We start from the raw sequence: 21339 nt of genomic DNA, 5'->3' as shown, positions 1-21339 counted from the left end.
TACCGCACGCCCCGTGCGGGCTCCCGTCCGCGGCGGCGAGGACCCCCGATGACTGCCGCATCCGCCTCCCCGCCCAGCGGGCCCGCCACCGGACACGACGCCCCGGCGCTGTCGATCCGCGATCTGCGCAAGACCTACGACAACGGCGTGGAGGCCCTGAAGGGCGTCTCGCTGGATGTCGCTCCCGGCGATTTCTACGCCCTGCTCGGCCCGAACGGCGCCGGCAAGTCGACCCTGATCGGCGTGACCAGTTCGCTGGTGAACAAGACCGCCGGCGAGGTCCGGATCTTCGGCGTCGACATCGTCGCCGACCGCGACGCCGCGATGCGCCTGATCGGCCTGGTGCCGCAGGAAATCAACTTCAACATGTTCGAGAAACCGTTCGACATCTGCGTGAACTACGCCGGCTTCTACGGCGTGCCGCGCGAGGCGGCGAAGGCGCGCGCCGAGCAGGTGCTGAAGGACGCGCAGTTGTGGGACAAGGCCGACAAGATGAGCCGCACGCTGTCCGGCGGCATGAAACGGCGGTTGATGATCGCGCGCGCGATGATGACCTCGCCGCGACTGCTGATCCTGGACGAACCCACCGCCGGCGTCGACATCGAGATCCGCCGCGGGATGTGGAAGACGCTGAAGGAGATCAACGCCTCCGGCACCACCATCATCCTCACCACGCACTATCTGGAAGAGGCCGAAAACCTCTGCCGCAATCTCGCGATCATCGACAAGGGCCGGATCGTCGAACAGGGCCCGATGAAGGCGCTGCTGGCGAAACTCGATGTCGAAGGCTTCCTGCTGGACATCGACGGCAACCTGCCGGCGCAGCTGCCCGCGATCGCGGGCGCGACCCTGATCGCCGCCGACGATCACACCCTGGACATCGACATGCCGCGCGCGATGGACCTCAACGGCGTGTTCGCCGCGCTGGACGCCGCCGGCATCCGCGTGCGTTCGATGCGCACCAAGACCAACCGGCTGGAGGAACTGTTCGTGCGATTGACCGGGAACGATCATGGCGGCGGCGACAAGGCGGTGGCGGCATGAGCGGCGAGTCGATGAGCATCGGCCAGCGCCACCGCATCGCGCTGCTCACCATCGTCCGCCGAGAAGTCAGCCGGATCCTGCGCATCTGGGGCCAGACCCTGGTGCCGCCGGCGATCACGATGACCCTGTATTTCCTGATCTTCGGCGGCCTGATCGGTTCGCGCGTCGGCGAGATGGACGGCATCCGCTACATGGATTTCATCGTCCCCGGCCTGGTGATGATGAGCATCATCCAGAACAGCTACGGCAACATCTCGTCGAGTTTCTTCGGCGCCAAGTTCGGCCGTCACGTCGAGGAACTGCTGGTCAGCCCGATGCCGGCCTGGGTGATCCTCGGCGGCTACGTCGCCGGCGCGGTGCTGCGCGGGCTGATGGTCGGCGCGATCGTGCTCGTGATCGCGATGTTCTTCACCAAGGTCCGCGTGCCGCATCCGCTGGTGACGCTGAGCACGGTGATCCTGGGCGCGACCATCTTCTCGCTCGCCGGTTTCGTGAATGCGGTCTACGCCAAGAAGTTCGACGACATCGCGATCGTGCCGACCTTCATCCTCACCCCGCTGACCTATCTCGGCGGCGTGTTCTATTCGGTGAAGCTGCTGCCCGGCTGGGCCGAAGCCGCGACCCATCTCAACCCGATCTTCTACATGGTCAACGCCTTCCGCTACGGCCTGCTCGGCGTCTCCGACGTGCCGCTGTGGCTCGCGTATGCGCTGATGCTCGGCTTCGTGGTCGCGCTCGGCGGCCTGGGCCTGTGGCTGTTGAAGCGCGGCGTGGGATTGCGCAGCTGAGGAATCGCGGGGCTGCGTTCGACGACGCCCGCATCGTCGACGTAGGCTGGCGCTGAGCGCAGCGAAGCCCAGCGTTTCCGTCAGGCTGTCGCTCCACCCCAGTTCCCGGTGAATGCTGCCGGGCTTCGCTGCACGAAGCCCAGCCTACGCCCCAGCGCTGAGCGCTCAGCGCCAGCCTGTGTCGCCACGGCGACTGTTGCGTTGCGGCATGCATGACGCTCCGCGACGGGAGTAAGGTAGGGACGGATGCGCGGTGGTCTGCCGCGCACCGGCGCGTGAACAGAAGGGCGCCATGAACACAAGGACGAGGCGATGTCGAACATGACGTTCAAGGACCGATTGTCGCGCGCGGCCCGGACATCCGTGCCGTTGCTGCTGATTCCTGCGTTTTTTCTGATCGGCCTGTACGCCGGCCCACGCTTGATCGGCGCTTACCGCACGGTGTTCCCGCCTGCGCAATACACCACCGGCGATCATGCCGCGCTGTACGCCAAGGCCGGACATCCGGTCGTGATGTACGCCACCACCACCTGCCCCTATTGCGCGAAGGCGCGCGCGCTCTTCGCCGAACAGGGCGTGGCGTACACCGAATACCAGATCGACAAGTCCGAGGCGGCGAACGCGGAGTTCACCGCGAAGGGCGGCATCGGCGTGCCGTTGCTGTACATCGGCGAGCGCAGGATCGACGGTTTCCGCGAAAGCGCCATCCGCGACGCCCTCGCATCGCTGCGCAAGTGATCCGCGGGCCGCGCGGCGATGTCCGCACGGCCGGGAAGGGCCCGGCGATCCGGCTTCCAACAGGATCGCGCATACCGAGGAGAACCACCATGAAGACGAAAACATGGGCACTGACGGCGATGATGGCGATGGCGGCGGGTCTGGGCATGTCGATGTCCTCGACCACGGCGGCGGCCGGCAACCAGTGCATCCGCGCGTGCCAGGCGGAGTACACGGCCTGCTGGTATTCGTGCACGCCCGGGCAGGGCTGGTGTTACGACCTGTGCAAGACCAACTACGAGAATTGCATCACCGACTGCTGATCCCCGCGGCACGCATCAGGACTCGTGTCCCGCGTGCCCATACGTCGTCGAAAAAGGAGATCCCGATGAAGCCCAGAACCTTCCTGATGTCTTCGCTGCTCGCGGTCGCAGCCGGCCTCGGCGCCGGAACGTCCTTCGCCATCCCGCCGTCGCCGAATCCCTGCGCGGACGCGTGCTGGCGGGCGTACAGTCGCTGCATGTACGCCGGCCCGGAATTCGCGGACATCTGCGCCATGCAGCGCGAGGAGTGCCTGATGTGGTGCGCTCCGGTGTGATGCCGCTGGTCTCCGTGGTCCCGGCAGGATCCACGGCATATCTTCATCGTTGCGAAGGCGGCGGCTTCGGCAGGCCGGCGTGGGTGGGGCTGAGCGCTGCGCAGCCCCGCGCTTTCATGCCGCGCGTCGATCGAACGGTGCTGTCGTGGACGGATGGCTGGGCTTCGCTGCGCTCAGCGCCAGCCTACGTCGTATTCAGACGGAAGAACGCCGTCGCCGTCGCCGTGGTCGCGGCGGCGACGGCATCCACCGTTTCGCCGCGATCGCGCGCGAGTTCCTCGACGATGTGCGCGAGATACATCGGCTCGTTGCGCCGATGCGATGGCTGCGGTTTCACCGTGCGCGGCAACAGGTAGGGTGCGTCGGTTTCGATCATCAGCCGGTTCGCCGGGATGTGCCTCACCAGCTCGCGCAGATGGCTGCCACGACGCTCGTCGCAGAGCCAGCCGGTGATGCCGATGTACCAGTCGCGATCGAGGCAGTCGAACAGTTCCCTGCGGCTGCCGGTGAAGCAATGCACCACCGCCGGACCCAGGCGGCCGTCGAAGTTCTTCATCATCGCGACGAAATCGTCGTGCGCGTCGCGCTGGTGCAGGAACAACGGCTTGCCGGTCTCGGCCGCCAGTTGCAGCTGGCGCTCGAACGCCATCCGTTGCGCCGGACGCGGCGAGAAATCGCGGAAATAGTCCAGACCGCATTCGCCCACCGCCACCACTTCGGGATGCGCGTGCAACGCGCGCATTTCCGCATCGCATTCGTCGGTGTACTCGACCGCATGGTGCGGGTGCACGCCGGCGGTGGCGAACAGTTCGCCCGGAAAGGTCTGCGCGAGGATCAGCGCCCGCGGCGAATGCTCGCGACTGGCGCCGGTGACGATCATCTTCGCCACGCCCGCGGCGCGCGCGCGCTGCAGCACCGCCTCGCGGTCGTGGTCGAAACTTTCGTGGGTGAGGTTGGCGCCGATGTCGATCAGGGTCATGCGATGCGCGTGCGGCAGGAAAGGAAGCGACCATTGTACGTAAGCCGGGCGACGGGCCAGACACAACTGTTCACAACTCCGCGGTGCAGGCAGGTCAACGCCGCGGCCGATCCCGACGTTCATGGGCGCGTCCCCACCACCACAAGGAAGACGCACCATGTTCCGAACCCTTTCCGCCACCTTCATCGTCACGGCCGCCCTCGCCGCCGGACTGGGCGCCGCCGGCCCCGCGCGCGCGGTGCCGATCTACGACTTCGCGCCAGTCACCGCCGAAATGCAGAGTTTCGTGCAGACCTATTCGCTCGACGGCGCTTCGCTGCGGGTCAACAAGGCCGGCAATGTCGTCTACCGCCGCGCCTTCGGCAATTACACGCTGGGCACGCGGGTCCGCATCGCTTCGGCCAGCAAGTGGCTGTCGGCGCTCACCATCGCCCGTGTGGTCGAGAAGGGCCAGCTGCGCTGGAGCGACACCGTCGGCCAGTATTTCCCGAACGTCGAACCGGCCAAGCGCGCGATCACGCTGGAACAGCTGTTCTCGCATACCAGCGGACTGCCGGGCGGCGACGATTTCTGCATGTCCAATCCGCTGTACACGCTGGAGACCTGCGCCAACCGCATCCTGACCTCGACGATGATCGGCACGCCGGGCAAGGTCTTCTCCTACGGCGGCAATTCGATGCAGGTCGCCGGACGCATGGCCGAACTCGCCACCGGCAAGGCCTGGGACGACATCTTCATCGCCGAGATGACCACGCCGCTGAACCTCAACGCCACCGACTTCGCCACGTCCTCGACCGAACCGGGTTACGTGCGCACCGACAATCCGCGCATCGCCGGCGGCGTGCGCAGCACGCTGGAGGACTACGGCAAGGTCGTCGACATGGTGCTGGCCTACGGCTGTCTGGATCTGCGGATCGATGGCGGTTGCCTGCCGGGCCGTCGTTTCCTCAGCCGCGCCACCATCGACTTCATGGCGCGCGATCGCACCGTGGGCACCGTCGACATTTCGCGCCCGCCGACCTCGACCGGCTTCGGCTACGGCCTCGGCCAGTGGATCGATCCGAGCTCGCCGCTGATCGTGTCCAGTCCCGGTGCGTTCGGCTTCACGCCGTGGGTGGACCGCAACACCCAGGTGGCCGGCGTGTTCCTCGTCGACGACGTGAACACCCGTCTCTCGGACGACATCACCGACATCCGGCTGATGGTCAACGCCGTCACCGCCGACGGCCAGGGCCGCCGGATCGCGATGCCGAAGGCGCGTCCGTCGTCGAGCGCGGCACCCGCAAAGACCACGGTACGGACACGCGTGCCGCAGACGCGCTGAGTCCATCGACGCGGAGGGGATCATGCCCGAGGCTTGATCCCTTCCGTCGCCCCAGCGCTACCCCGCAGGATCGATCGGTGCGAAACGCGGTTGCGGACGGCCGTCGATCTCGATCCTTTCCACGAACATCGCATACGGCCGCACCCACAGCGCGCCCTCGCCGTAGAGCGCGCGATACAGCACATGCGGTTCCAGCGTCTCGCTGTGGCGGACGACATCGACGACGTCGTATTCGCCGCCCTTGTAGTGGCGGTAACGACCCGGCCTCAACGTCGGCAACGGGGAAAGCGTGTTCATTGCGATGCGACCCTCGAACAGATGACGGGTATCCGCGCGGATGTCGCGGACAGTATGCGGCCACGAAAGCGACCACGAAATACTTCCACGAAAAACGCCGGCGGTGTCCCGCCGGCGTTTCGTCGTGCATCGCGATGTCCCGCGAATCAGTTCAGCTGGCAGGACGCCGGCTTGGCCGAGGTGAACAGGCTCGAAGTGGCCCATTCCGGGTGATCGATGAACGGGTTGCGGTTGCCCTGGAAGCTGTAGATCACTTCGTTGCGCGCCACTTCGGCGGCATCCGGCGGATCGGCCTGGTGCCAGGCGAGCAGCGTGGACAGCAGGCCCATGTAGGCCGGCGAGCTGGAGGTGGCGACGATCAGGCTGGCGTTGTCGGTGAGTTCCAGGTCAGGCTCGTTCTGGCCGGTGGTCGGATGGGTGCCGCCTTCGTAGCGGATCGCCATGTACAGCACCGCGCGCGCCATGTCGCCCTTGCGCTTGCCCCAGGTCTGGAAGACGCTGCCGTTGAACCAGTTGGAGTTGCCGGGATACACGCCGCTGCCGCCGCCCGCGCCGTTGTAGACCTCGGTCACGCGTTCGGTGCAGCCGCTGCAATTGCCGTACGGCTTGTTGCCGCGGTCGGCGTTGTAGTTGGCGTCCGACAGATACAGCATGTGGGTGTCGGTGTGCGGCGAGTTGGGCAGGCCCAGATTGCCGGTTTCCGCGCTGAAGCCCAGCGACTTCGGCCAGGTGTGTTCGCGGTTGTACTTGTTGGTCGAGCTGGCGCCGGCGCGATCGGTGACCTTGGCGTAGCTGCGGTTGCGATACACGTCCAGGATGCGGCCCGAGTTCAACGGATCTTCGTCGGCGATTTCCAGGATCGTCCAGGTGTTGGTGGTGCCGCCGCTGTACGGATACGCGGTGTGGCCCTTGATCGTGGCGTGCAGCGAGCAGCGCAGCTGCGACGGGCTGCTGGTGTTGACCTTCGAGTAGTACCCGGTGCCGCCACCGCCGCCGGAGGCGACGTTGAAATTCACCACCGTGTCGGCGGCGGGATGCAGGCCGCCCGCATCGGTGATGCGGCTGGCGATCGCGGTGAAGGTGCAGGCTTCGCCGGCCACCAGCGCGGTGCCGGTGTTGATGGTGAAGCTGGTGCCGCTGGCGGGCTGGATCAGCGAAATGCCGCCGGACGTCGCGCAGGTCAGCGTGAAGGGATTGGGGCTGGTGGTGACGCTTTCGCTGAAGGTGATGTTGAGGTCGCCCGCCGCCGGGAAGTTGGTGGCGCCGTTCGCCGGCGTGGTCGAGACGACCGTGGGCGCGGTGTTCGGGGAGCTGAAGGTCTGTCCGGTGTTGCAGGCGCCGAAGGTGGCGGTGGCCGGGGCCTGCCAGCTGAAGTTGCTGTAGCTGGTGCCGGTGCCGGCGAGGCGCAGCGAGCGGCCGGCCGGGTCGGAACCGGTTTCGGAAACCGAGAGATTGGTGCTGGTGAGACCCGCCGCCGGACCGTTGCTGGCCTTGATCTGGCCTTCGTAGCTGATGAACTGCACGACCTGGCCGCTGGGATTGACCAGGGCGATGCCGTCGTTGGAGCCGTTCTGGATGCCGTTGGTGGCGTAGCTCAGCGTCGCGATGCGCACCTGCGAACCGCAGGTGACCAGGCTGCCGGCAGGCACGAGGTCGTTGTCGTAGGTGACAGCCGCGGTCGGCGTCGAACCGTTGTACAGATAGACGCGGTAGCTGCTCAGCGTCTCGCCGGCGGTGGCGACGACTTCGATGCGCTCGCCGGTGTCGCCGGCGGCGGTCGAATCGTCGTAGTGGAATTCGTTGATGAAAACTTCGGCCTGGGCGGCGCCGGATGCGAGCAGCAGGGCGCAGGCCAAGGGTGACACCGTGGACAACACACGCGACATAAGCTGGGTCTCTTCGTTGGGATGGATGGAACAGGCACGTCCTGGGCGTGTTCCGATTGCAGGCACGACAACCCCCGGCCCGCAGGACTGACGACGCGGCCCCCTGACCGCGCGGGCGGTCCGCACCCGGCGGACCGCGATCGATCGGGAGCGTCACGCTTCCGATGAAGGACGGGGCAATCTAGCCGAGGTCTGTGACAGCCGCCACCGGATTCGCATACCGGCCCGTATCGGCCCGACGGACGGCACCCGGGTGCGACCCGGAACGGGTGCTTGCCGCGGCTGTTAGCCTTGTCGGGATGACCCCGCACGACGCCTTTCCCATCGCCAGCCTGCTGCCGGACATCCGGCGTTCGCTCGCCGAACACCCGCGCCTCGTCCTGGAAGCGCCGCCGGGCGCCGGCAAGACCACCCAGGTACCGCTGGCGCTGCTGGATGCCCCCTGGCTGGACCGCCGCACGATCGTGATGCTGGAACCGCGCCGGGTGGCGGCGCGCGCGGCCGCGCAGTTCATGGCGAAACAGCTCGGCGAGGCGGTGGGCGAAACCGTCGGCTATCGCATCCGCTTCGAGAACAGGATCTCGGCGAAGACCCGGATCGAAGTGGTGACCGAAGGCATCCTGACCCGCATGCTGCAGGACGATCCGATGCTGGAGACCGTCGGCGCCGTGCTGTTCGACGAATGCCACGAACGCCATCTCGCCGGCGATCTCGGCCTGGCCCTGGCGCTCGATGTGCAGGCCGGTCTGCGCGACGATCTGCGGATCGTCGCGATGTCGGCGACGCTCGACGGCGACCGCCTGGCGAAGGTGCTGGACGCGCCGCGGCTGTCCAGCGCCGGCCGCAGTTTTCCGGTACGCATCGCGCACTTCGCCGCGCGTCGCGACGAGGCGCTGGAGCATCAGGTGAAGCGCGCGGTCGAACACGCGCTCGCCGGGCACCCCGGCGATGTGCTGGTGTTTCTCCCGGGGCAGCGCGAGATCGGCAAGGTGCAGGCGTTGCTGGCCGATCTCGCCGCCGCTGCCGCCGTCGACGTGCTCGCCCTGCACGGCGAGCTCCCGGTCGAACAGCAGTCGCGCGTGCTGCAGCCGGCCGAGGATGGCCGTCGTCGCGTGGTGCTGGCGACCAACGTCGCCGAATCCAGCGTGACTCTGCCGGGCGTGCGCGTGGTGATCGACAGCGGTCTGGCGCGCGAGCCGCGCTACGACCCCAACAGCGGTTTTTCGCGGCTGGACGTGGTGAGCATCGCGCAGTCTTCCGCGGATCAGCGCGCGGGTCGCGCCGGCCGCGTCGCCGAAGGCTGGGCCTACCGGCTCTGGCCGGAATCGCAACGGCTGGAACCGCAGCGGCGGCCGGAGATCGCGCAGGTGGAGCTGGCCTCGCTGGCGCTGGAACTCGCGGCCTGGGGCAGCGACGCACTGCGCTTCATCGATGCGCCGCCGACCGGCGCGATGGGCGCCGCGCGCGATCTGCTGCAGCGGCTCGGCGCGCTGGACGCCGGCCGCGCGATCACGCCGCTCGGGCGCAGGATGCTCGCGATCGGCACCCATCCACGCTTGGCGGCGATGCTGCTGTCGACCGACGACGACGTCGAAACCGCACTGGCCTGCGATGTCGCCGCATTGCTCGAAGCGCGCGATCCGCTGCGCGCAACGCCGGGCAGCGGCCGCAGCGATGCGCTGGCCGCACGCTGGCAGGCGTTGGCCGCATTCCGCGGCGGGCGGACACCGGCCGAGGCTTCGCGGTCGTCGCTGCAGGCGATCGACGCGGCAGCGGCGCAATGGCGACGTCGTCTGCGCTGCACCGCGAAACCGCCGGCGAGCGTGCCGGCACATGCGCTGGGCGACCTGCTCGCGCATGCGTTTCCCGACCGCATCGGCCATCGACACGGCAGCGATGTTCGCCGCTATCCGCTGGCCAACGGACGCATGGCGCAGCTGTTCGACGACAGCGCGCTGATCGGCGAGCCGTGGATCGTCGCCTGCGATCTGCGCTTCGAGGCGAAGGACGCGAAAGTGCTGCGCGCGGCGCCGGTCGACGAAGTGCGGCTGCGCCGCGATTTCCCGACGCGGTTCTCCGATCGCGACGAAGTGCGCTGGGACGACGGCAGACGCGCGCTGGTCGCCGAACGCGTGCAGCGCTTCGACGGCATCGTGCTCGATGCGCGGCCCGCGGGCCGGGTCGATCCCGCGCAGGCGGCGCAGGCGCTGACCGACGCGGTGCGCACGCTCGGGCTTGATGCGCTGCCGTGGCGCGAGTCGCTGACGCAGTGGCGCGCGCGGGTGCGCTGCCTGTGCGCCTGGATGCCCGAACTCGCGCTGCCGGATCTGGCGGACGACGCGCTGCTCGCTTCGCTCGACGCATGGCTGAAGCCCGCCTTCGCCGGCAAGACCCGGCTCGACGCGCTGAGCGAGGACGATCTCGGCGATGCGCTGAAATCGGGCATCGACTGGTCGCTGCGCCAGCGCATCGACGCGCTCGCACCGACCCGGATCGTGGTGCCATCGGGCATGGAGCGGAAGATCGAATACGCCTACGACGCCGCGATCGACGCGCCGCAGCCGCCGGTGCTCGCGGTGAAACTGCAGGAGCTGTTCGGCCTCGCCGATACCCCGCACGTCGCCGATGGCCGCGTCGCGGTGGTGCTGCACCTGCTGTCGCCCGGCGGCAAACCGCTGCAGATCACGCGCGACCTGCGCAGCTTCTGGGAACGCACGTACCCGGAAGTGAAGAAGGAAATGAAGGGACGGTATCCGAAGCATCCGTGGCCGGACGATCCGTGGAGCGCGACCGCGACGCATCGGGCGAAGCCGCGCGGGACGTGATCCGCGCGACGGGAGACCGCGAACATCGCGCGAAATACACGATGGACACGGGCACTGCGCACGAAAATCGCCGTGAAAACGCGCGTTCGGCGCCAATCTGAATCGTCACGCACACGCGAAACGCGCTGCATCCGGACGCCTGCGATCCCGCGACAGAATGCAACCGCACCGCGGCATCGCCGCACCGACGCACCGATACGAGGAGTCCCATCGCCATGAACACGATCGACCACCTTTCCGACCGCAGCCTCGCACTGGTCCACCGCACCCGCGACGGCCTCGACGCCGCGTCTTCCCACCTGCCGCAATGGTTGAGCGCGGGCGCGGCGCTGTCGCTCGCCCGCAGCGGAACCAGGGTCGCGACCACGCTGGTGCGCCGGAATCCGGCGGCGGCCGTCGCGATCGGCGTGCTCGGCGTCGGCGTTCTGGCGTATCGCCTGTACCGCAAACGCGCGAACACATCCGATGCCGCAATCGCACACGACGGCACGACGGCGGATGTCGCCACGGAGAACAAGAGCAGGGAAGTGCGGCCCGTGCGCAAGCACGCGCAGCGCAAGACGACGGCATCGAAGGCCGCGCGCGGCGAGGCGTGATCCCGCGCCGCTGAAACCGGAGCGTCGAACCTCTCGCTTCAATCCCGCACCGGGCGCCAGGCGCCCGGCGCCAGATCGTCCAGCGTCCAATCGCCGATCGCCACCCGCACCAGCCGCAGCGTCGGCAGGCCCACGGCCGCGGTCATCCGCCGCACCTGGCGATTGCGGCCCTCGCGGATCGCGATCTCCAGCCAGGCGTCCGGCACGGTCTTGCGCACCCGCACCGGTGGGTCGCGCGGCCACAACGTCGGCATCTCGGCGTCAATGTCGATCCGACGAACCTGCGCGGGGCGGGTGGGACCGTCGTTGAGCACGATGCCGCGACGCAGCGCATCGAGCTGTTCCGGCTGCGGATCGCCCTCCACCTGCACGCGGTAGGTTTTCGCGCGCTTGTGCCGCGGATCGGTGATGCGGTGCGCCAGCCCGCCGTCGTCCGTGAGCAGCAGCAGGCCTTCGCTGTCGTGATCGAGCCGCCCGGCCGGGTACACGCCGGCCGGCAATCCGAAACCCGCGAGCGTCGGCCGCGGCGGCAGCGAGCGGTCGGTGAACTGACAGAGCACGCCATACGGCTTGTTGAACGCGATCAGCATCGCCGGCCACCGCCATCGCGCGGCGAGCCTATCCTGTGCCCAGGCCACTTTTTCGCGAGCACCGCCATGGGCAACCACGAACTCACCGGACTCTCCACCCGCTGGCTGGGCAAGGCCTGGGAACATGCGACCGCCGCCGAACGCGCGGTGCTGACCCAGATGCATCGGCGGGAACGCACGACGCGGGCGCCCGCGATCGCCGGCGACGACGATCGCACCTTCGGCGAACGCGTGGCCGATGCGGTCGCGCGACTGGGCGGCTCATGGACGTTCATCGGGATGTTCATGGTCTTTCTTGCGGCCTGGGTGACGACCAACGTCTGGCTGCTGCGCGCGCATCCGTTCGATCCCTATCCCTTCATCTTCCTCAATCTGCTGCTGTCGATGCTCGCGGCGCTGCAGGCGCCGGTCATCATGATGAGCCAGAACCGGCATGCGGAGCGCGACCGCGAAGCGGCCGAACACGACTATCAGGTCAACCTGAAGGCCGAGCTGGAAATCATGGCGCTGCACGACAAGCTCGACCAGCTGCGGGTGGAGCAACTGGAGAAGATCCTCGTCGCGCAGGGCGAACAGATCGTGCTGCTGCAGCAATTGCTCGAAGCGCGACAGCGGTGAGTGCCGGGTCACGTTGAAGCGAACCCGGCGGTCATCCGTTTTCGCCGGCCGCGCGCGCGGCCGGGAAATCGCGTCGCGTCCCGTCAGTCCCGGGCTGGCTTGCGGAACCGCAGCGTCATCCGGTCGCTTTCGCCGATGGCCTGATACTTCTGCGCTTCTTCCGGGTCGTGGCGGTTGGTCGGGGGCAGCGTCCAGACGCCGTTGGGATGATCGGCGGTGTCCTTCGGATTGGCGTTGATCTCACTGCGCGCTTCGAGTTCGAAGCCGGCCTTCGTGGCCAGCTCGATCACCATCGCCTCGGTGAGATAGCCCGACTTCTTCATCGTTTCGAGGTCGGTGCCCGGTTTGGCGCGATGGTCGACCACGCCCAGCGTGCCGCCCGGCTTCAGCGCGGCGTAGAACGCGGCGAAATAGCCGTCGACGGTGCCGCCGGCGACCCAGTTGTGGACGTTGCGGAAAGTCAGCACGGTGTCCGCCGTGCCCGGCGCCGCGAACACCGGCTGCTTCGGATCGAAACCGGCGATGCGCGCGCGATCGAACTGCGCCGGATGCTGCGCGAGTCGCGCCTTCAGCGTGTCCATGGTCTTCTGCTGGTTGTCGCGGCTGCGACCTTCCGGCACGGCCGCCGGATCGACCAGCGCGGCGATGTAGGCGCCGTCCTCGCGCAGATACGGGGCGAGAATCTCGCTGTACCAACCGGCGCCGCCGGGTGTGATCTCGACGACGGTCTCGTCCGGCGTGACCTCGAAAAAGCGCAGGGTCTCCCGCGGATGGCGGTACGCGTCGCGCGCAGCGTTTTTCGGATCGCGCCAGGCGCCGGCGATGGCCGCGTCGAGCGTGAAGGCCGATGCCGTGGCCTGTTCGGCCCTGTCGGCAGCGTTCGATTGCGCGGTCGCGCACCCCGTCATCAACGGCAGGGCAAGCAGCAGCGAAACGGCGAGGCGGGAAATCGCGGGCATGGAGGTGTTCCGGTTGGGGGAATGCCGGCGATTCTCCGCGATGCATCCGACACTCGCCAGTGTGGGCCTCCGATACGGGTGACAGCGGTGACGGCCGCGGAATTGTGCACTGCATCAAAAATCGGCAGCCTATGCTGCGTTGCAACATGAAGCTGCAACGTTTCAATGCCAAAGATGTCCGGTCTCACGACGCATCGAAGGAATCGCAGGCGCACCGCGCCTTTCACCCCACACAGGAAGACAGACCATGTTCCGTTGCACCTGGCTTTACGCCACCCGCGAGCGCCCGCTCGCCACCCGGCTCTACACCCGCACTTACGGCCGCACCTATGGCCGCCGTCCGGTGGAGACCGATCAACCCACATCGCTGCCGCGCGAGCTGCACCTCAGCGACTCGCCCGCCGCGATGGCCCCGACCGACAACCACGAAGCCCTCGCCAACATCGGATCGCTGGCCGCCTGAACCCGCCGTTTGGCGGGTTCATTTTTCTGAGATCCGCCGCATGGCGGGTTCACTTTTTTGAGATCCGCCGCACGCCGGGTTGATCTTTTTGAGAATCGCCATCCTGCGATTCGTGTTTTCAGCAGAACGGCAACCGCACGGCGTCCGGATACGGCGGCACATCGAAGTGCTCGCCCGCAGCCAGCCGGCCCTGCACATCCCGCCACCAGGCCGGATCGAAGATCTCGCCATGCACCGCGCGCAACCGCGCGCGCAGCGCGGGGGCGATCCCCAGGAACTGCGGGAACAATTCCGGAAACACGTCGTCGGCGCCGGCGTACAACCATTCGTCCAACGGCCGCGTCTCGTCCTCTTCGCGCATGGCCGGCACCGCGCGGAACCGGCATTCCTCGACCAGACACAGCTCGTCGTAGTCGTAGAACAGCACCCGACCATGGCGGCTCACGCCGAAATTCTTCAGCAGCAGGTCGCCCGGAAAAATGTTGCTGCGCGCGAGATCCTTGATCGCCTGGCCGTAGTCGAGCACCGCGCGTTCGGCGGCAGGCGCAGCAGCCTCGCGCACGTACAGATTCAGCGGCCGCACCCGTCGTTCCACGTAGCAATGGCGGATCAGCACTTCATCGCCGTCGAGCTGCACGGTCTGCGCGCATTCGCTCAACAGCTCCTGCAATGCCGCAGGGGCGAACTGGCGTTTCGGAAACCGCAGGCGCAGGAACTCCTGCGCATCGACCAGTCGGCCGATGCGATCGCGACGGAACACCAGCCGGTATTTCTCCTCGACTTCGGCGCGCACCATGTCCTTGGGATAGGCGAAGCGGTCGCGGATCAGTTTGAACACCACCGGATACCCGCGCGGCGTGAACACCGCCATTACCATTCCGCGCTCACCGTCGGCCAGCACCAGTTCTTCGTCGGGATGCTCAGCGAGATGGCGGAACACCTGGCGATAACGCTCGGTCTTGCCCTGCTTGATCCGGCCGACCACGGTGAACAGTTCGTCCAGCGGTTTGCGCGGCAGCAGCTGATGCAGGAAAGCGACGACATCGCCGACCCGCGCGAGATCCGCGTGGAAATGACTGCGCGAGAAGCCGAACAGGATCGAGATCTGCTGATCGTCGACGATCACCGCATCGGCGCGCACGCCGGCGACATCGCTGACCAGCGCGACCACGACCGGGTAGGTCGCACCCGAAGCGCCGTGCGCGCGTCCGACCAGGTACGCGCGCCGTTCGCGATAGAACGGCGTACGCAGCATCGAGACGCCGATCACGCCGCGCGATCGCAACGCTTCCGCCACCGCGCCGGCGCTGGCTTCCAGATCGGCCCAGCCGTTGCCGTAGGCGAGCGCGCGGAAGATCGCGCACCACACCTCGACCGCCTCCTCGCCGAACGCGTGGTGGCGCAATTCTCCGGGGCAGGCGGGATCGCCGGTCGGCACGATCTCCAGCGCCAGGAATTCGACGTCGGGGGCCACGCCATCGATCTGGAAGAACCGGCGGACCAGCGAGTTGTAGAAGGTCTTGTACAGCTCACGGTCCGGACGCGTCGCGATGCGCGCGGCATACGCCGGCAGGATCGCGCGCCACAGCGGGCGCGAACGCACGCGCTCCTCCAGCAGCGCTTCCAGCCCCGACAGGGTTTCGCGCACGCATTGTTCGTACAGATCGATCCGGGCGGTGGCGTCGGTCTGGGCATGCTTCCAGTCGCGACGCTCGAAACGCCGGCGCGCACGGCGGGTGATGTCGGAGAAGCGCGCGTTGTAGTCATCGAAACCGCCGGCGATCAGCGTCGCCGCGCGTTGCGCGGTGTCGGAAACCGGAGCGGCGGGCGGCGGCGACATGACCGCAGTGTACGTCAACGCGGGCCGTGCAATCGCAGTCCGTGAGACCTCGAAACCCTATCATTTCTCCCATGACGGAGATACGAAAACCCCAATAAAACAAGGGTTTTCGAGGCGACGATCTCCCGGCCCGGATGCACTGCACGGCGACGCCGTCGCAGTCCGCGAGACAGGCTCGGGAGACACTGATCGTCCGGTTCGCAGGGATGCGCCAGGAACAGGAAACGCCGCGACGCAGCCGCAGAGGCGCGGGCGGGAAAGACGTTTCCGGGCACAAGGATGTGCCGCCGGGCACCCCGACGAATCCCCGTCCATCGCGCCCAGACACGCCGATTCGCGCCGCAGGCGCATCGGCGTTCCCCGTACCGCCGTCGCGCAAGGCGGTGGCATCCGACGCATGCAACGCGACCGGCCACGGTTTGTCGCGTGCGTGCCGCATGCCGCGAGCCCCGCACGTCGATCACAACCCGCGTTGATCAACGCACATTCCCCCGCACCGTGTCCAAGGAGAGACCCATGCAATTGTTCAAGACCGAAATGATCTTCCTTCATCCGCCCCGAACCCGGCGCGAGTACGGCGTTCGCGCGCTGCGCTACGGCCGTCGCGTATCGCGGTATCCGACGCACGCCGATCTGCCGCGGTTGTCGGACGGACTGCTGCGCACGGATGCGCAGGACTTCACCCCCGCGATTGAAACACCGGTGCGCGTGGACCGCGCCGCGTGAAGGTTTCGCCCCAAAGAAAAACCCGGCTTTCGCCGGGTTTTTCGTGAGCTCGTGATGCCGTCCGTGGCGATGCGGTGCGGGAACCGAGGCTCCCGCCCGGACATCCTTGTCCGGGCCTGAAAACCCGCGCGAATCGGCGATAGGCCGATTCGCGAACGCGGGTTTTCAGCCACCCGGTTTGAAGCCGATGGTGCGGCGCGTGGTGACCGGCGAAGCCACCGGTTGATAACGCCAGCGCTTGACCGCGGCGACCGCTTCGCGATCGAACACGCGCGGCGGATTGCCGCGCACGACACGGGCGCTGCTGACCGAACCGTCGGTGGCGACGGTGAACTCGACCAGGACTTCGCCCGACGTTCCCGCGCGCAGCGCTTCCGGCGGATAACGCGGCGGCGGCGTGCTGATCGCGCGCAGGTCGTTGGCGCTGGCGGCAGCCGGTTGTGCGGCGGCGGCGCGCTGCGCGGCTTCGCGTTCCGCAGCTTCGCGCTGGGCCGCTTCACGCTGGGCAGCAGCACGCTGCGCGGCTTCGCGGTCGGCAGCTTCGCGCTGCGCCTGAGCGGCGGCGGCCTGCTGTTGTTGCTGCTGTTGGGCAAGACGCTCCGCGGCCTGGCGCTGGGTTTCTTCCTGGGCCTTCTTGCGGTCCTCCTCCAGCTTGGCCAGACGCGCCTTCTCGGCTTCGGCGTCCACTTCCTGCTGCTGCTGACGCTGGGCGAAGGTCGCCTGGGCATCGGTGAGCGACTGCTTCAGGCGCGGCAACGCCGGTGCGGCCTTGTCGGTTTTTTCCATCAGCGCGTACAGGCGCTGGGCTTCGGCGAAATCGTCGCGCGCGATGCTCTGCTCGGCAGCGATCAGCGCATAAGGCATCAGATCGGTCAGCGCGCTGGCGACCGCAGCGTCGTTCGGCTGTTTGTCGCGCAGGGCGAGGTAATACTCCATCGCGTTGTTGCCGGATGGGGCATACATGCGCTGCTCGGCCTGGGCGGCACGCGCCGCCTCGCGCAGCTGGTCCACGCTCATGGCGGCGACCTGGGCCGAAACGGCCTGTGCGGGCGCCTGCGTGGTCTGTGCGGCGGCCTCGGGCGCGGCGGCGGCATCATCGGTGGCCGGCTTGTCGCCGCCGCAGGCCGCGATGGCCAGAACCAGCGCGGCGGACAACGCGGCGGTACGCAGAGCGTTCCGGAACGGGGGATTCAGTGATTGGGCGGTGTCTTGGGCGGCGGACATCACGTTGGTTTCCTGCAGGCTGGTCTTGGTTTGCAAGCACATCCTGTGCCAGCGCACCCCCTGTCGCGCACGCCCGCATCCCCCGGGCGGCTTCGTTGTCTACTTTCCGATACAGAAACGCGAAAAAATGTGACCGAGTAAGTCGTCCGGAGCCACCCTGCCCGTGATTTCCCCCAGGCTGTCGTGGGCGGCGCGCAACGCTTCGGCGGCCAGGTCCAGCATATCCCCTTCCAGCTGTTGCCGCGCAGCGGCCAATTCATGACGCGCACGGCGCAAGGCGTCCACTTGACGCCCACGCGCGCTGAACGCGCCTTCGCTGCCTTCGGCCTCAAGACCCGCCAACGCGCGCAGGCGGTCGTGCAACGCATCCAGACCGGCGCCGGTCCGGGCCGAGACCCAGACCGCATCGGCGGTGTCCGTCGGCGGGCCGGGCAGCAGGTCCGCCTTGTTCATCACCCACAGCCGCTGCGGTACCCCGGCGATGGCCGCTGCGACCGCGTCCCGTCCCGCCGCGACATCGCGCGCGTCGAGGACCACGATGGCCAGATCGGCGCGGGTCAATTCCGTCTCGGCACGGCGCATGCCTTCACGTTCGATCGCATCGCCCCCGGTCCGCAGGCCGGCGGTGTCGACGAGCGTCAGCTCCACGCCATCGACGCGCACGGTTTCGCGCAGCAGGTCGCGGGTGGTGCCGGCGATGTCGCTGACGATGGCGCGTTCGCTGCCGGCCAAGGCATTCAGCAGCGAACTCTTGCCGGCATTGGGCGGACCGACGATCACCGCATGCAGACCATCGCGCAGCTTCTGCCCGCGTTCGGCCTCCACCAACAGCGCATCGAGATCCACCGCCGCCTGCGCAAGCCCGGCGCGCAGCTGCGCGCCGCCGAGCGTGTCGAGCGGTTCGTCGACGAAATCGATCGCCGTTTCGACATGCACCCGCAGCCCGAGCAGCGCATCTGCGAGCGCATCCACGCGTCGCGAGAACACCCCGTCCAGCGACCGCCGCGCCGCGCGCGCCGCGCGCGCATCGCCGGCCGCGATCAGATCGGCCACCGCCTCCGCCTGTGCGAGATCGAGCTTGCCGTTGAGGAAGGCGCGTTCGCTGAATTCGCCCGGTCGCGCCATCCGCGCGCCCAGCGCACAGCAGCGATCGAGCAATGCGCGCAGCACCGCCGGGCTGCCGTGGGCCTGCAGTTCCACCACATCCTCGCCGGTGTAACTCGCGGGTGCGCGGAAATACAGGGCGATGCCATCGTCCAGCGTCTCGCCATGCGCGTCGTGAAACCGGGCGTAGTGCGCGAAACGCGGCTTCAATGGTCTGCCGCAGAGCATTTCCGCGATCTCGAGTGCTCGCGCACCGGACACGCGCACGACGCCAACGCCGCCGGCTCCGGCAGCGGTGGCGATGGCGGCGATGGTGTCCTGACTGTGCATTCGGTCGACCTCGGGTGGAAACGCCAGCCTTTAGGATCGCAGGGATTGGGGGAGTCGGTGAAGCGATGGCGCATGGCCGACCGCCTGTTCGTTCGGGCCTCCCATGTTCCGCATCCGCGTGTCCCGATTCCCCGACATTTTCGATCTCAGGTTCGATCGCGCGTCTGCGCCGCATCCGGCGCAGACGCGATGCCTTGCATCGCTTTACTCCTTCGCTCCGACAAAGACAAAGCCCGCCTTTCGGCGGGCTTCGTCATCGGGTCGTACGGATCCCGGGTCAGGACTTGGCGACGGTCTGCGTGGACTTGTCGCCGTACAGCCGCATCATCCACCACTGCTGCAGCATGCCGAGGGTGCCGTTGGTGACCCAGTACAGCACCAGTCCGGCAGGGAAGAACGCGAACATCACGCCGAAGATGATCGGCATCATCTGGAACATGCGCTGCTGGATCGGATCCACGCCGACCATCGGCGTCATCTTCTGGGTGAACCACATCACCGCGGCGTTGATCACCGGCAGGATGAAGAACGGGTCGCGCGCGGTCAGGTCCTGGATCCACAGCATCCACGGCGCCTGACGCAGTTCCACCGATTCGATCAGCACCCAGTACAGCGCGAGGAACACCGGCATCTGGATCAGGATCGGCAGACACCCGCCCGCCGGATTGATCTTCTCTTTCTTGTACAGCTCCAGCATGGCCATCTGGAATTTCTGCTTGTCGTCGCCGTAGCGTTCCTTGAGCTGCTGAATGCGCGGCTGGAATTTGCGCATCTTCGCCATCGATTTGTACTGCGCGGCGGACAGCGGATACAGCGCGAGCTTGATCAGCAGCACCAGCAGGATGATCGCGAAGCCCCAGTTGTGCGTCAGCTTGTGCAACTGCGCCAGCAGCCAGTGGATCGGCTTGGCGAGGAACGTGAAGATGCCGTAATCGAGCGTGAGGTCGAAACCCGGCGCCTGTGCGGCCAGCTTGTCCTGCAGTTTCGGGCCCATCCAGAGTTTGGCTTCGGTGCTGGTCTGGGTGCCCGGGGCCACGGTGAACTGCGGACCGGTCGCGTTGATGCCGTACATGTCGGCGCCCTGCGCCAGCTCGTAATTCGCCTTCTGATCGGTCTGCGGAATCCAGGCGGCGAAGAAATAGTGCTGCAGCAGCGCGATCCAGCCGCCCTGGACGTTCTTCGCGTCGATCTGTTCGAGCTGTTCGTCGTCGAGGAACGCGTCGTAGCCGCGCTTCTCGTATTTTTCCGCCGGCGTGTACCAGGCGGCACCGCTGAACGCGAACGTCTCCGGGTTGAACATGCTGCGCTTGAAATCGTGCGGCAGGCGCGTGAGCTGGCGATAGACATAGCCGGTCCACGGCTTGGCGCCGCGATTGACGATCTCGTCGCGCACCTTCAGCGCATATTCGCCGCGCGCGAGGGTGTAGGTACGGCGGATGGTCACGCCGTCCGCACCGGTCCATACGAAGCGCGCGCTGACGTCCTTGGCGCCGTCGGCCAGACGGAGATCGGTGGCCGACTGTTCGGCCACGAAGCCGCCGTTGTGGCCGGGTGCGCCCTGGTCGCTGGTCCAGCCGCTCTGCGCGATGTAGAAATTCTTCGGCGTGTCGTCGAACAGACGCACCTGCGGCGCATCGGGCGCGCGGCTGGTGCGGTATTTCAACAGCTCCGCGCGGCGCACGTTGCCGCCGTCGAGAACGATGCGCAGCACGTCATTGGTGAGCGTGAAGGTCGGCGCCGCGGCTTCCGGAGCCGGGGTCGCCGCCATCGTCGGCTGCCCCTGCACGGCCGGTGCGGATACCGTCGGCACGGCACCCGCGAGCGTCGGCGCCGGCAGGCCCTGCGGCTGGGTGGTCGGCGTGGTGACCTGGGTCGCGGCCACCTGCGCCGGTTGGCGCTGTTCTTTGTTCCATTCCATCCACAGGATGATCGCCACGAGAACCCAGGCGAAGATCAGAAAGGTGCGCAGTTGATTCATGGGGCGGCGGGACTCGTCGCGCCATCGGAATGCGGCGCTGGGGAAGGAGGAGGGGAGGCGGGCGGCATTGTGCCGTTCGCGATGGATGGGGGCAACGCGAGCCTGCGCAAGGCATGCCGGAAGGCACTGGCGAGTTCGGGTCCGCTGGCGCGCGCGGCGGGCGCACGGGCGACGATGACGTAGGCGCCGCCGGGGAGTTCGGCGCGACTGCGGCGGAAGTGATCGCGGAGGACGCGTTTGATCCGATTGCGAACCACGGCGCGGCGGTCGACCTTGCGCGATACCGCGAGTCCGAGGCGCGCAGGGCGATCATCGGCGAGGTAATGCAGAGCCAAAGTCGGATTGGCGGCACGGCGTCCGCTGGCGAAGACGGCGTCGAATTCCGGACGCGCGCGTACCCGCGCGGTGCGCGGGTATCGGGCGGAAACGGCGGCAGGGCGACCGGTGGCCATG

The 21339-nt window shown here is 67.6% G+C and carries 21 protein-coding genes; 11 read left to right on the top strand and 10 right to left on the bottom strand.

The window, feature by feature from the left end; all coding sequences use genetic code 11:
• The first annotated feature begins 48 nt into the window (after positions 1 to 48).
• The 5 genes from ABD974_RS06690 (at position 49) to ABD974_RS06670 (ending at position 3147) form a co-directional block, all read left to right on the top strand.
• Positions 49 to 1044 (top strand): ABC transporter ATP-binding protein, encoded by a 996-nt coding sequence (locus ABD974_RS06690; RefSeq protein ID WP_345302529.1) that lies wholly within the window; start codon positions 49 to 51, stop codon positions 1042 to 1044.
• On the top strand, positions 1041 to 1832 hold the full coding sequence (locus ABD974_RS06685) for an ABC transporter permease (RefSeq protein ID WP_345302528.1): 792 nt from the start codon (positions 1041 to 1043) through the stop codon (positions 1830 to 1832). The genes ABD974_RS06690 and ABD974_RS06685 overlap by 4 nt, the downstream gene beginning before the upstream one ends.
• Before the next feature lie 312 nt (positions 1833 to 2144).
• Positions 2145 to 2570 carry a glutaredoxin family protein gene (locus ABD974_RS06680; RefSeq protein WP_345302527.1) on the top strand — a complete coding sequence of 142 codons (426 nt, stop codon included), beginning with the start codon at positions 2145 to 2147 and terminating at the stop codon, positions 2568 to 2570.
• Between the two features lie 89 nt (positions 2571 to 2659).
• Positions 2660 to 2872 (top strand): hypothetical protein, encoded by a 213-nt coding sequence (locus ABD974_RS06675; protein WP_345302526.1) that lies wholly within the window; start codon positions 2660 to 2662, stop codon positions 2870 to 2872.
• Positions 2873 to 2937: 65 nt separating this feature from the next.
• The gene (locus tag ABD974_RS06670; protein WP_345302525.1) at positions 2938 to 3147 is read left to right on the top strand and encodes a hypothetical protein; all 210 of its coding nucleotides are present in this window, start codon (positions 2938 to 2940) and stop codon (positions 3145 to 3147) included.
• 184 nt (positions 3148 to 3331) lie between these two features.
• Here ABD974_RS06670 and ABD974_RS06665 read toward each other — a convergent pair whose 3' ends face one another.
• A complete protein-coding gene (locus tag ABD974_RS06665) occupies positions 3332 to 4126 on the bottom strand; it encodes a TatD family hydrolase (RefSeq protein WP_345302524.1) in 795 nt (264 codons plus the stop codon).
• Positions 4127 to 4283: 157 nt separating this feature from the next.
• On the opposite strand from ABD974_RS06665, the gene ABD974_RS06660 reads away from it, so the two are divergent.
• Positions 4284 to 5450 (top strand): serine hydrolase domain-containing protein, encoded by a 1167-nt coding sequence (locus ABD974_RS06660; RefSeq protein WP_345302523.1) that lies wholly within the window; start codon positions 4284 to 4286, stop codon positions 5448 to 5450.
• A 57-nt stretch (positions 5451 to 5507) separates the two neighbouring features.
• On the opposite strand, the gene ABD974_RS06655 is transcribed toward ABD974_RS06660, so the two are convergent.
• Positions 5508 to 5747, bottom strand: a complete 240-nt coding sequence (locus tag ABD974_RS06655) for a DUF1653 domain-containing protein (RefSeq protein ID WP_345302522.1) — start codon at positions 5745 to 5747, stop codon at positions 5508 to 5510.
• Between the two features lie 146 nt (positions 5748 to 5893).
• Positions 5894 to 7633 carry an endonuclease gene (locus ABD974_RS06650; protein ID WP_345302521.1) on the bottom strand — a complete coding sequence of 580 codons (1740 nt, stop codon included), beginning with the start codon at positions 7631 to 7633 and terminating at the stop codon, positions 5894 to 5896.
• A 299-nt stretch (positions 7634 to 7932) separates the two neighbouring features.
• On the opposite strand from ABD974_RS06650, the gene hrpB reads away from it, so the two are divergent.
• Entirely contained in the window at positions 7933 to 10458 is a 2526-nt protein-coding gene (gene hrpB, locus ABD974_RS06645) for an ATP-dependent helicase HrpB (protein ID WP_345302520.1), read from the top strand.
• A 215-nt stretch (positions 10459 to 10673) separates the two neighbouring features.
• The gene (locus ABD974_RS06640) at positions 10674 to 11054 is read left to right on the top strand and encodes a hypothetical protein (protein ID WP_345302519.1); all 381 of its coding nucleotides are present in this window, start codon (positions 10674 to 10676) and stop codon (positions 11052 to 11054) included.
• Positions 11055 to 11092: 38 nt separating this feature from the next.
• On the opposite strand, the gene ABD974_RS06635 is transcribed toward ABD974_RS06640, so the two are convergent.
• On the bottom strand, positions 11093 to 11644 hold the full coding sequence (locus ABD974_RS06635; RefSeq protein WP_345302518.1) for a pseudouridine synthase: 552 nt from the start codon (positions 11642 to 11644) through the stop codon (positions 11093 to 11095).
• A 66-nt stretch (positions 11645 to 11710) separates the two neighbouring features.
• Here ABD974_RS06635 and ABD974_RS06630 point away from each other — a divergent pair, with 66 nt between their 5' ends.
• On the top strand, positions 11711 to 12262 hold the full coding sequence (locus ABD974_RS06630) for a DUF1003 domain-containing protein (RefSeq protein ID WP_345302517.1): 552 nt from the start codon (positions 11711 to 11713) through the stop codon (positions 12260 to 12262).
• 83 nt (positions 12263 to 12345) lie between these two features.
• Here the strand turns inward: ABD974_RS06630 and ABD974_RS06625 are convergent, their stop codons facing one another.
• Positions 12346 to 13221 (bottom strand): class I SAM-dependent methyltransferase, encoded by an 876-nt coding sequence (locus tag ABD974_RS06625; protein ID WP_345302516.1) that lies wholly within the window; start codon positions 13219 to 13221, stop codon positions 12346 to 12348.
• Positions 13222 to 13468: 247 nt separating this feature from the next.
• Here ABD974_RS06625 and ABD974_RS06620 point away from each other — a divergent pair, with 247 nt between their 5' ends.
• Positions 13469 to 13684, top strand: coding sequence for a hypothetical protein (locus tag ABD974_RS06620; RefSeq protein WP_345302515.1), 216 nt, complete (start codon positions 13469 to 13471; stop codon positions 13682 to 13684).
• Positions 13685 to 13802: 118 nt separating this feature from the next.
• Here the strand turns inward: ABD974_RS06620 and aceK are convergent, their stop codons facing one another.
• A complete protein-coding gene (aceK, locus tag ABD974_RS06615) occupies positions 13803 to 15524 on the bottom strand; it encodes a bifunctional isocitrate dehydrogenase kinase/phosphatase (protein ID WP_345302514.1) in 1722 nt (573 codons plus the stop codon).
• A gap of 516 nt (positions 15525 to 16040) precedes the next feature.
• Between aceK and ABD974_RS06610 the strand changes: the two genes are divergently transcribed.
• The gene (locus ABD974_RS06610; protein WP_345302513.1) at positions 16041 to 16250 is read left to right on the top strand and encodes a hypothetical protein; all 210 of its coding nucleotides are present in this window, start codon (positions 16041 to 16043) and stop codon (positions 16248 to 16250) included.
• 165 nt (positions 16251 to 16415) lie between these two features.
• Here ABD974_RS06610 and ABD974_RS06605 read toward each other — a convergent pair whose 3' ends face one another.
• The 4 genes from ABD974_RS06605 to rnpA all read right to left on the bottom strand — a co-directional run bounded on the left by ABD974_RS06605 (position 16416) and on the right by rnpA (position 21338).
• On the bottom strand, positions 16416 to 17510 hold the full coding sequence (locus tag ABD974_RS06605) for an energy transducer TonB (RefSeq protein WP_345302512.1): 1095 nt from the start codon (positions 17508 to 17510) through the stop codon (positions 16416 to 16418).
• Between the two features lie 63 nt (positions 17511 to 17573).
• Positions 17574 to 18908: a tRNA uridine-5-carboxymethylaminomethyl(34) synthesis GTPase MnmE gene (gene mnmE, locus ABD974_RS06600; RefSeq protein WP_345302511.1), complete on the bottom strand. Its 1335-nt coding sequence runs from the start codon at positions 18906 to 18908 to the stop codon at positions 17574 to 17576.
• Positions 18909 to 19185: 277 nt separating this feature from the next.
• The gene (yidC, locus tag ABD974_RS06595) at positions 19186 to 20886 is read right to left on the bottom strand and encodes a membrane protein insertase YidC (protein ID WP_345302510.1); all 1701 of its coding nucleotides are present in this window, start codon (positions 20884 to 20886) and stop codon (positions 19186 to 19188) included.
• Complete coding sequence (rnpA, locus tag ABD974_RS06590) at positions 20883 to 21338, bottom strand: ribonuclease P protein component (RefSeq protein WP_345302509.1); 456 nt, start codon at positions 21336 to 21338, stop codon at positions 20883 to 20885. Before rnpA ends, yidC begins: the two co-directional genes overlap by 4 nt.
• Position 21339: the final 1 nt, after the last annotated feature.

The sequence above is a fragment of the Lysobacter hankyongensis genome (assembly GCF_039543145.1).
Classification (GTDB): domain Bacteria; phylum Pseudomonadota; class Gammaproteobacteria; order Xanthomonadales; family Xanthomonadaceae; genus Lysobacter_I; species Lysobacter_I hankyongensis.
Note: the sequence above shows the minus strand (reverse complement) of the source record. Positions and strands in the feature narration are given on the sequence as shown.

Bases quoted from the DNA above. Each gene is read 5' to 3' on its own strand.
- mnmE (WP_345302511.1), bottom strand. From the start codon at position 18,908: ATGCACAGTCAGGACACCATCGCCGCCATCGCCACCGCTGCCGGAGCC.
- ABD974_RS06620 (WP_345302515.1), top strand. From the start codon at position 13,469: ATGTTCCGTTGCACCTGGCTTTACGCCACCCGCGAGCGCCCGCTCGCC.
- ABD974_RS06655 (WP_345302522.1), bottom strand. From the start codon at position 5,747: ATGAACACGCTTTCCCCGTTGCCGACGTTGAGGCCGGGTCGTTACCGC.
- aceK (WP_345302514.1), bottom strand. From the start codon at position 15,524: ATGTCGCCGCCGCCCGCCGCTCCGGTTTCCGACACCGCGCAACGCGCG.
- ABD974_RS06685 (WP_345302528.1), top strand. From the start codon at position 1,041: ATGAGCGGCGAGTCGATGAGCATCGGCCAGCGCCACCGCATCGCGCTG.
- ABD974_RS06630 (WP_345302517.1), top strand. From the start codon at position 11,711: ATGGGCAACCACGAACTCACCGGACTCTCCACCCGCTGGCTGGGCAAG.
- rnpA (WP_345302509.1), bottom strand. From the start codon at position 21,338: ATGGCCACCGGTCGCCCTGCCGCCGTTTCCGCCCGATACCCGCGCACC.
- ABD974_RS06625 (WP_345302516.1), bottom strand. From the start codon at position 13,221: ATGCCCGCGATTTCCCGCCTCGCCGTTTCGCTGCTGCTTGCCCTGCCG.
- ABD974_RS06670 (WP_345302525.1), top strand. From the start codon at position 2,938: ATGAAGCCCAGAACCTTCCTGATGTCTTCGCTGCTCGCGGTCGCAGCC.
- ABD974_RS06650 (WP_345302521.1), bottom strand. From the start codon at position 7,633: ATGTCGCGTGTGTTGTCCACGGTGTCACCCTTGGCCTGCGCCCTGCTG.
- ABD974_RS06665 (WP_345302524.1), bottom strand. From the start codon at position 4,126: ATGACCCTGATCGACATCGGCGCCAACCTCACCCACGAAAGTTTCGAC.
- ABD974_RS06610 (WP_345302513.1), top strand. From the start codon at position 16,041: ATGCAATTGTTCAAGACCGAAATGATCTTCCTTCATCCGCCCCGAACC.
- ABD974_RS06660 (WP_345302523.1), top strand. From the start codon at position 4,284: ATGTTCCGAACCCTTTCCGCCACCTTCATCGTCACGGCCGCCCTCGCC.
- ABD974_RS06635 (WP_345302518.1), bottom strand. From the start codon at position 11,644: ATGCTGATCGCGTTCAACAAGCCGTATGGCGTGCTCTGTCAGTTCACC.
- yidC (WP_345302510.1), bottom strand. From the start codon at position 20,886: ATGAATCAACTGCGCACCTTTCTGATCTTCGCCTGGGTTCTCGTGGCG.
- ABD974_RS06680 (WP_345302527.1), top strand. From the start codon at position 2,145: ATGTCGAACATGACGTTCAAGGACCGATTGTCGCGCGCGGCCCGGACA.
- ABD974_RS06675 (WP_345302526.1), top strand. From the start codon at position 2,660: ATGAAGACGAAAACATGGGCACTGACGGCGATGATGGCGATGGCGGCG.
- hrpB (WP_345302520.1), top strand. From the start codon at position 7,933: ATGACCCCGCACGACGCCTTTCCCATCGCCAGCCTGCTGCCGGACATC.
- ABD974_RS06690 (WP_345302529.1), top strand. From the start codon at position 49: ATGACTGCCGCATCCGCCTCCCCGCCCAGCGGGCCCGCCACCGGACAC.
- ABD974_RS06640 (WP_345302519.1), top strand. From the start codon at position 10,674: ATGAACACGATCGACCACCTTTCCGACCGCAGCCTCGCACTGGTCCAC.